The 7,253-nt window shown below is 70.3% G+C and carries 9 protein-coding genes; 5 read left to right on the top strand and 4 right to left on the bottom strand.

The window, feature by feature from the left end; translation table 11 throughout:
- Position 1 precedes the first annotated feature (1 nt).
- The 4 genes from HV826_RS35735 (at position 2) to HV826_RS35720 (ending at position 3,324) form a co-directional block, all read left to right on the top strand.
- Positions 2–1,561: a YiiX/YebB-like N1pC/P60 family cysteine hydrolase gene (locus HV826_RS35735; protein ID WP_255217580.1), complete on the top strand. Its 1,560-nt coding sequence runs from the start codon at positions 2–4 to the stop codon at positions 1,559–1,561.
- A 7-nt stretch (positions 1,562–1,568) separates the two neighbouring features.
- On the top strand, positions 1,569–1,844 hold the full coding sequence (locus tag HV826_RS35730; RefSeq protein ID WP_090491927.1) for a hypothetical protein: 276 nt from the start codon (positions 1,569–1,571) through the stop codon (positions 1,842–1,844).
- Between the two features lie 84 nt (positions 1,845–1,928).
- The gene (locus HV826_RS35725) at positions 1,929–2,753 is read left to right on the top strand and encodes a SirB1 family protein (protein ID WP_163786145.1); all 825 of its coding nucleotides are present in this window, start codon (positions 1,929–1,931) and stop codon (positions 2,751–2,753) included.
- 16 nt (positions 2,754–2,769) lie between these two features.
- A complete protein-coding gene (locus tag HV826_RS35720) occupies positions 2,770–3,324 on the top strand; it encodes an NUDIX hydrolase (RefSeq protein WP_176421484.1) in 555 nt (184 codons plus the stop codon).
- Positions 3,325–3,339: 15 nt separating this feature from the next.
- On the opposite strand, the gene HV826_RS35715 is transcribed toward HV826_RS35720, so the two are convergent.
- From HV826_RS35715 to trxB, 4 genes are all read right to left on the bottom strand, one after another.
- Positions 3,340–3,591 carry a hypothetical protein gene (locus HV826_RS35715; protein ID WP_176421483.1) on the bottom strand — a complete coding sequence of 84 codons (252 nt, stop codon included), beginning with the start codon at positions 3,589–3,591 and terminating at the stop codon, positions 3,340–3,342.
- A gap of 218 nt (positions 3,592–3,809) precedes the next feature.
- Entirely contained in the window at positions 3,810–4,304 is a 495-nt protein-coding gene (gene moaC, locus HV826_RS35710; RefSeq protein WP_176421482.1) for a cyclic pyranopterin monophosphate synthase MoaC, read from the bottom strand.
- Positions 4,301–5,485 carry a PLP-dependent aspartate aminotransferase family protein gene (locus HV826_RS35705; RefSeq protein WP_176421481.1) on the bottom strand — a complete coding sequence of 395 codons (1,185 nt, stop codon included), beginning with the start codon at positions 5,483–5,485 and terminating at the stop codon, positions 4,301–4,303. The genes moaC and HV826_RS35705 overlap by 4 nt, the downstream gene beginning before the upstream one ends.
- 98 nt (positions 5,486–5,583) lie before the next feature.
- Positions 5,584–6,546, bottom strand: a complete 963-nt coding sequence (gene trxB, locus HV826_RS35700) for a thioredoxin-disulfide reductase (protein ID WP_176421480.1) — start codon at positions 6,544–6,546, stop codon at positions 5,584–5,586.
- Positions 6,547–6,618: 72 nt separating this feature from the next.
- Between trxB and HV826_RS35695 the strand changes: the two genes are divergently transcribed.
- Positions 6,619–7,077: a Crp/Fnr family transcriptional regulator gene (locus HV826_RS35695; protein WP_163786144.1), complete on the top strand. Its 459-nt coding sequence runs from the start codon at positions 6,619–6,621 to the stop codon at positions 7,075–7,077.
- Positions 7,078–7,253 lie beyond the last annotated feature (176 nt).

The raw sequence follows: 7,253 nt of genomic DNA, 5'->3' as shown, positions 1-7,253 counted from the left end.
CCTGCTGCTTGCCTGGCTCACGCTCGCCAGCACGCCCGCCGCCCCGCCGCCCCCCGTGAATGACGTCTTCGCCCTGGACGAAGCGGCCTTCGTCACCCAGGCGCAGAGTGACCTCGCCCTGCTGGAGCGCCACGTCCGGGGCCTGCGCGGGCTGCAGGAGGCCGTGAAGCAGTCGCGCGGCGTGTACCTGCAGAAGCAGAACGTGCCGTACACGCCGGACCAGAAGCAGCTGCTGCTCAGCACCTGGGCGGCCTTCTTCGACTACTTCGTGTCCGTGGAGGTCATCCGCCAGCGCTACTGGGACTTCGTGAAGGTGCCCGCTCACGCGCATCCGAAGAAGCACGCCTGGGGCTTCCTCCTCACCCATGGCGCGCTCACCACGGAGCTGGCCCACGGCCTCACCTACGCGGAGCTCACCCTGGGCAAGAAGCAGCTGGAGGTGCTGCTGGACGAGCCCGCGCCCGAGTACGGCCTGCCCGCGCGCGCCTTCGCCCGTTTCAAGGACAAGGCCATCCACGTCTCCACCAGCACGCAGCTGCTCACGGGGGATGGCTACAAGGAGCAGCTCCGCCCGCTGCTGGTGAAGGCCGGCGCGCTGGACGCGCCGCGCGTGCCCTGGCTGCTGCAGGAGATGAAGCACAACAGCAAGGTGGCGAAGGGACTGCTCACCCGGCGCGGCGCCACGCTCTTCGCCAAGGCCACGGTGGACCTGACGGCGGACACCGCGCAGCGCGCCTTCTTCCCCGTGCAGCGCGCGGTGGCTGAATGGATGGGTGACACCCGCGTGCGCCGCGTGGGCCAGCCGCTCATCTCCCGCGAGCAGGCCCTGGCCCTGCTGGAGAAGATGGAGCCCGGCGACATCGTGGTGGCGCGGCAGAACTGGTACCTCTCCAACATCGGCCTGCCGGGCTTCTGGCCGCACGCGGAGCTCTTCATTGGCACGCCCGCCCAGCTCGGCGCGTACTTCGACGAAGACGCGGAAGTGAAGGCCTGGGTGGCCACCCTCCCCGGCGCACCGGGCTCGCTCACCCAGCACCTGGCGCGCGCCTTCCCCGCCAAGTGGACCGAGTACACCGGCAAAGACGCGCACGGCGACCCCCTGCGCATCATCGAATCCATCAGCGAAGGCGTGTCCTTCACCGGCCTGGAGCACGGCCTGCGGGTGGACTACCTGGGCGTCATGCGCCCGCGCCTGTCCCGCCTGGAGAAGGCCCGCGCCATCGTCCGCGCCTTCACCTTCCACGGCCGCCCGTATGACTTCGACTTCGACTTCTTCTCCGACAGGACGCTCGTGTGCACGGAGCTGGTGTGGAAGTCCTACGCCCCCGCCAGCGACACGACGGGCCTGCGCATCCCCCTGGTCAGCGTGGCCGGCCGCCGCACCCTGCCCGCCAACGAGCTGGTCCGCCTCTTCGACGCGGAATACGGCCGCGAGGACCGGCAGCTCGACTTCGTGGCCTTCCTGGACGGCCGGGAAGCGGAGGGCGACGCCAGGGAGGCGGACGCGGACGCTTTCCGTTACAGCTATCGCCGGGCCAAGTGGGACATCGCCCAGGAGTAGACACCCGATGACGGAGCAGATGGCCGAAGAGATGCTGCAGCTGTCCACCCAGCTCTTCGAGAAGATGATCTCCCAGCAGCAGGCCAAGGTGCTGCGCCTGGCCCGCGAGGCCGTGCCCAACATCTCCCCGGAGGAGGTGCGCAACTCCCACGACTTCCCGGAACTCAAGGAACATCCTACATTTGAGTTCGAGGATGGAATCCTGTCCGGGCTGATTGCGGCCCAGATTGCCCTCCGGGCGGAAATCAAGGGACGGCTGCCGCTTGAACCTCCAGCATTCTGACGCTCGGCCGCCTGCCTTTGCCGTCCGGGCCCTCGTGGGTTACTGGTTCTCGCCGTGAGCATTCCCTCTGGATTCAGCCCACCGTTGGCGCGGGAGCGTCTGGTGTCGGCCCTGGCAGCGGAGCCCCCGCGGCTGGACCTGGCGGCGCTGGCCATCGCCACGCTGGACAAGCCCCTGCTGGACGCCCCTGGGTGCCTGCACATGCTGGACGTGCTCGCGTGCCGGGTCCAGGTGGAGGCGGAGCGGCTGAGCGAGAAGGGCGAAGTCCTGGCGCCGCTGCGGGCCTTGCGCCACGTGCTGGCGGACATCGAGGGCTTTCGCGGCAACGAAGACGACTACCACTCCCCGGAGAACAGCTTCCTGGACCAGGTGCTGGAGCGGAAGCAGGGGCTGCCGATTACGCTGTCCGTCGTCTACCTGGAGGTGGCGCGGCGCGCGGGCATCGCCCTGTACGGCGTCCCGTTCCCCGGCCACTTCCTGGTGGCGCACGACGCGGGGGACCACAAGCTGCTCATGGACCCGTTCCACGACGGGGACATCCTCACCGAGCACGGCTGCGAGGAGCTGCTCAAGCGCGTGGCGCCGCAGCTCAAGTTCGACCGCAACATGCTGGCGCCCGCGCCGGTGGAGCTGATTGCGTACCGGATGCTGTCCAACCTGCGGCGCGTGTACCTGGGCCGCGAGGACTGTGAGCGCGGGCTGGCGGTGGTGGACCTGCTGCTGCTCCTGGCGCCGGACCACCCGGGCGAGCTGCGCACGCGCGCCGCGCTGCTCAGCGGCCTGGGGGCCTACCGCGCGGCGCTGAAGGACGTGGAGCGCTGCCTGGAGCTTTCACCCGAGGCCCCCGACCGCGACCGGCTGGAGCTGACGGCCCGCGAGCTGCGGGAGCGCGCCGCGCTGCTCAATTGACGGGAAGGACACTCACGTGACTCACGAGGTGAAGCCCTGGCGCCGGCTGCGGCGCGGGCTGGAGCATGACTTCAGCGTCGCCCGGGTGCGCGAGGACTGGTGGGCGGACCCGCGCACGGGCCACGAGCACCCACGCGTGCGCGTCGACTGCGCGGACTGGGTGAACGTCATCGCGGTGACGCCGGACGCGCGGCTCGTGCTGGTGCGGCAGTTCCGCTTCGGCGTCGAGTCCTCCACGCTGGAGCTCCCCGGCGGCATCGTGGAGCCCGGCGAAGCGCCTGAGCGGGCCGCGGCGCGCGAGCTGGAAGAGGAGACGGGCTACGTGCCGGGACGCGTGGTGCCAGTGGGCCAGGTGCACCCCAACCCCGCGTTCCAGGGCAACGTGTGCTTCAACTTCCTCGCGCTCGACTGCGTGAAGCGGCACGAGGGGCGGCAGGACGCCAGCGAGGACATCGCCGTGGAGCTGCACCCGCGCGGAGACGTGCCGCGCCTCATCCTGGAGGGCCACATCTCCCACTCACTGGTGGTGGCGGCCTTCTTCCAGGAGCGCCTGCTCAGCGAAGCGAAGTAGGCCCGTGCCTCAGGCTCAGGGACGCGAGCAGCCGCAGCCGCACGCGTCGAAGAAGGGCGACTCGCCCCGGGCGCAGACGAAGAAGACGACCTGGCACTCCGTCCTGTCCTCGGACACGTAGCGGCGCTGGGCCACCTGTGCGTCGCACGCGGCCCGGTCCGCCACGGGCTGCGACACCTCGGCCGCGTCGCCCTCTTCCGTGGGCGCACCGCAGCCCGCGGCCCCCAGGGCCGTCAGCAGCGTCAGAACGCCCCTCAAGTCGAACACCCGTCACCTCTCGAACCGGCGCAGGTCCTTCGCGCCCGCATGGCCTGGAGTGCAACCTGGGGGCCCTCTCCGCGCACCGGGAGCCCCCACGGCGACAAGCGTGCCCTGGGCGTGGACGGCGTCACATTCGCGACGTGTGGAGACGGACAGAAGGCGGGGCCCGAGCCCGACTGTGTCCGCCAACGCACGGGCGCCCCGGCTTTCAGGGAGGCCTCCCTTCAGCGGGCCTTCTTCGCGCGCGGCCGACGTCGCGGCGCGGCCGCCTGAGCCGGCGTGGCCTCCTCCCGCCGCCACGTGCCGGAGCGCCCGCCCGACTTGTGCTCCAACTGCACCGCGTCCAGCACCATGCCGCGGTCCACGCTCTTGCACATGTCATAGACGGTCAGCGCCGCCGCGCAGGCCGCGGTGAGCGCCTCCATCTCCACGCCGGTGCGGTCCACCGTCTTGACCTGCACGCGGACCCGGAGCCCCGCGTCCTCCGGCACCAGCGTCACCTCCACGCCCGAGAGCGCGATGGGGTGACAGAGCGGGACGAAGTCCGGCGTGCGCTTGGCGGCCATGATGCCGGCGAGCCGCGCCGCGGCCAGCACGTCCCCCTTCTCCACCTTCCCCGCCAGGATGCGCTCACGCGTCGCGGGCAACATCCGCAGCAGCGCGGTGGCCACGGCCACGCGGCCCGTCTTCGGCTTCGCTCCCACGTCCACCATCTTCATCGGCGCACCCCCTGCGCCACCGCGGCGAGCAGGTCCTCCACGATGTCGTCCGGGTCCTCCAGCCCCACGGAGACGCGGATGAGGTTCTCCCGGATGCCCGCGGCCTCCCGCTCCTCCGGGGTGAATCGGCGCGCGCTGGCGCTGGCCGCGTGCATCACCAGCGTGCACACGTCCCCCAGTGAAGGACCGGGCCGCCCCACCTTCAGCGCCTCCAGGAAGCGCATGCTCTCCGGCCGCCCCGCGCCCTTGATTTCAAAGGCCACCATGGGACCGCCGCCTGACAGCAGCTCCCGCGCGGTGGCGTGGTCCGGGTGCGAAGCCAACCCCGGGTAGATGACCCGCTCCAACAGGGGCGACTCCGCGAGCCGCCGCGCCACGTGCGCCGCGTGCTCGACATGCGCCCTCATGCGCACCGGCAGCGTGCGCAGGCCGCGCAGGGTGAGCCACGCCTCGAAGGGCCCCAGCACGTCACCCGCCAGCACCCGCGCGGCGCGCAGCGGCGCCATCCGCGCGACTGAGGCACTCACCGTGCCGCCCAGCGCGTCGCTGTGCCCGTTGAGCCACTTGCTGGTGGACTGCACCGCGTAGTCCGCGCCCAGCGCCAGCGCGCGCTGTCCCACGGGCGACGGGAAGGTGCCATCCACCACGAACGTCGCGCCCACGTCCTGGCAGGCCCGCGCCAGCACGCGCAAGTCCGGCACGCGCAGCAGCGGGTTGGAGATGCTCTCCGCCAGCACCATGCGCGGCTTCAGCTCGCGGATGCGCCCGGCCACCTCGGGGTCCGTCATCAGGAGCGCGTGCAGCTCCACGCCCAGCGTGGCGCACAGACTCTTGTACAGCGCGCGCGTGACGCCGTAACCATCCGCCGGCATCACCAGCGTGTCTCCCGCCCGGAAGCCCTGGGCCTCGAAGACGGAGCGCAGCGCGGCCATGCCGCTGGCGTAGGCCACGCAGGCCTCGGCGCCTTCCAGCGCGGCCACCGCCTCCTCCAGCAGCGTCGTGTTGGGCGCGCTGATGCGGGCGTAGGCGTAGTCCTTCCCGTCCAGGGCGCTGTCCAGGTCGTCGCTGCTGTCGAACCAGTTCACCGCCGCCGGGTAGATGGGCGGCGACACCGGCACCGCCTTGCTTCCAGCCAGCCGCGTCCCGGCGTGCACCGCCACCGTCTTCTGCTTCGAGCTCATGGGGATTGCTGCGTCCTTCGCGGGAATGGAAAAGCCGGCCCCCCGAAAGGGGCCGGCCTGGGGATGCGCAGCGGAGCCGCGCGGGCCAGCGAGCCAGACTACTCGCCGTGCTCGATGAGCCAGCGCTCCGCGTCGATGGCGGCCATGCAGCCCGTGCCCGCCGCGGTGATGGCCTGGCGGTAGTAGTGGTCCTGCACGTCGCCGCAGGCGAACACGCCCTCGATGTTGGTGCGCGTGGAGCCCGGCACCGTCTTGAGGTAGCCGCCCTGGTGCGTCTCCAGCACGCCCTGGAACAGCTCCGTGTTGGGCGTGTGGCCAATGGCCACGAACAGGCCCGTCGCCTTCACCTGCTGGCTGTCACCCGTCTTCAGGTTGCGCACCACCGCGCCATTCATCCCCTTCGCGTCGCCGAGGACCTCCTCCACCGCGGAGTCCCACATGAAGGAGATTTTCGGATTCTGGCGGGCGCGCTCCTGCATCACCTTGGAGGCGCGCAGCGTGTCGCGGCGGTGGATGAGGGTGACGTGGTTGACGATTTTCGCCAGGTACGTCGCCTCTTCCATGGCCGTGTCACCGCCGCCCACCACCAGCACGTCCTGCTTCTTGAAGAAGGCACCGTCGCAGGTGGCGCACGCGGAGACGCCGCGGTTCTTGTAGGTGTCCTCGCCCTTGACGCCCAGCCACTTGGCGGTGGCGCCGGTGGAGATGATGACCGTCTCCGAGCGGCAGCTGACGCTCTCCCCCTGGATGAGGAAGGGGCGCTGGGAGAAGTCCACCTTCACCACGTTCTCCATGTGGAGGGTGGTGCCGAAACGCTCCGCCTGCTTCTGGAAACGATCCATCAACTCCGGGCCGGTGATGGCCTCCGGAAAGCCCGGGTAGTTCTCCACGTCGGTGGTCACCATGAGCTGGCCGCCCGGCACCCGCTGCGGGTGCTCCAGGGTAGGGCCCCCGGCGAACACCACCGGCTGCAGGTTGGCGCGCGCGGCGTAGATGGCCGCGGTGTAGCCCGCGGGCCCCGAGCCGATGATGGTCACCTTGTTAATCTTCTCCTCCGCCACGACTCCTCCCAACTCTCGTTGATGGCCCCAAGGTACCAGAGCGCCTCGGGCGCGTGATACGAAGCTGGCCTCATGGATGCCGACGTCCTCAAGAAGGTTGCGCTGTTCGAGGGTTTGACCCAGGGACAGCTCGCCAGGCTCGCGCAGATTGGCCACTCCCGGACCTACCCGGCAGGCGCCTTTCTGTTCCGTGAGGGGGAAACCAGCCAGGAGATGTTCGTAATCGCCGAGGGCAAGGTCCGCATCTCCAAGTCGATGCCCGGCATCGGCGAGGAGGCGCTCGCCATCCTGGAGCCCGGCGAGTATTTCGGTGAGATGGCGGTCATCGAGGACTCGCCGCGCTCGGCGGACGCCATCGCCCACGTGAGCTGCTCCGTCTGGGTCATCGAGCGCTCCCGGCTGGACCAGCTCATGTTCACCGACAAGGACCTGGCGTACGTGCTGCTCTGGACGTTCGTCCGCACGCTGAGCGAGCGGCTCCGCGAGACGAACGAGAAGCTCAAGGGCTTCTTCGCCCTGTCCCGCTTCTGACGGCCCGTCTCAGCGCCTGAGAAGCCAGCTGGTGCAGGGATGTCCGTCCAGCATCCGAGCCCCTTCCTGCATGTCGGGACGGGTGCGCGCCCCACTCCCCAGGTAGCACAGGCAGGCACACGGGTTGCTTTGTCCCCGCCACGTGGAGGGCGGCGGGATGGAGCAGGCGGCGGGGG

It is taken from the genome of Myxococcus sp. AM010 (genome assembly GCF_013372585.1).
GTDB classification, from domain to species: domain Bacteria; phylum Myxococcota; class Myxococcia; order Myxococcales; family Myxococcaceae; genus Myxococcus; species Myxococcus vastator.
This window is presented reverse-complemented; position numbering and strand designations above follow the sequence as displayed.